The sequence below is a fragment of the Lutibacter sp. B1 genome (assembly GCF_012524075.1).
GTDB lineage: Bacteria > Bacteroidota > Bacteroidia > Flavobacteriales > Flavobacteriaceae > Lutibacter.
In genome coordinates, this window is record NZ_JAAZUI010000108.1 from 1 (window position 1) to 1140 (window position 1140).

General features: G+C 24.4%; 1 protein-coding gene. It reads right to left on the reverse strand.

Annotated features, from left to right (window positions below; translation table 11 throughout):
* Positions 1 to 133 precede the first annotated feature (133 nt).
* Positions 134 to 1140, reverse strand: a 1007-nt coding sequence (locus HGB55_RS15095; protein ID WP_211047415.1) for a hypothetical protein, incomplete at its 5' end; no start/stop codon positions are given.

Here is a 1140-nt window from a genome sequence, read left to right on the forward strand (position 1 = left end):
AACGGGTTTTTATAAGATTTGTGCGACTGAAAAATCGGAGATTTTTCGGACGTAGCAAATCGTTTGTTGGATGTTTGTCGGTTTGTTGTTTAGTTTAAATGTAAGCATAAATTTTATGAGGTGTTGTACACAGTTATTTATCAAACATATTCTTTATTTGTTCTTCTGTCATTACTTTTAAATTCATTTTAATCTTTGTCTTGTTTTTAAACTCATTTAGAATAATATTATCTGCAAACAAATTATCTTCATATTCTCCAATAATTAAAATTCTCGTTGAATTTTTAATTGGTATATTCTCAAAATTCAATCTCTCAATAGTTCTATAATCACTTATAAATGAATTTAAGTTTTCATAAACAAAATAAACTGTCAAATTCTCAATCTTTTTATTATTTGAAATTAACTCAAATGTTGCAAAATAATCTGGATTGATAATTTTGTCAATATTAATCCAACCTAAATTTTTAAATAGACCAATCGAATTTATTCTTTCTAATTGAGAAAATTCTGGCCAAGCTTCTTGAATTGTCTCAAATCCAGTTCCTTTTAAATTAATTTTTTTGTAAAAAGAAATAGAATCCTTTTGAATTATAATTTCTTTCCAAATACCTCCGCCAACAGTAAGGTTAAACAATGTGTCATTTTGTTTTTCTTCTTTCCATTTAACTTGATTAAACTCATTTAAATCTGCCGTAAATAGGCTATTACTTTTTAATATATTATTTGGGAATTCAATAATTAGTGAGGAGTTTTCTTTTAAAGAAAGATTTTGATTATTTGATTTAAATTCAATTTTTATAACTCCAGAAGTTTCCAAAAGTTCTCCTTTATCAGTAACAGTATTTATATTTTTAAATAATATCTCATTAAAATCATACAATTCAGTCAGTTCTGCTGTAATTTTATCATTTTCTGAAACATTAAAATTTTCACGATTGAATATGATTTTTGTTCCTTTTTTTCCGATTATTTCAAATACATCTAAAGTATCTAATTTAAAAAGTTGAATTTCAGATTTATCAAATTCTAAAAGATGATTTTTAGGTATCAATTTGATTTCCTCTTTTTTACAACTTGTTAGAATCACTGTAAAGCTTAATATTAGCAGAATTATCTTTTTCATAATTGTGTACAACG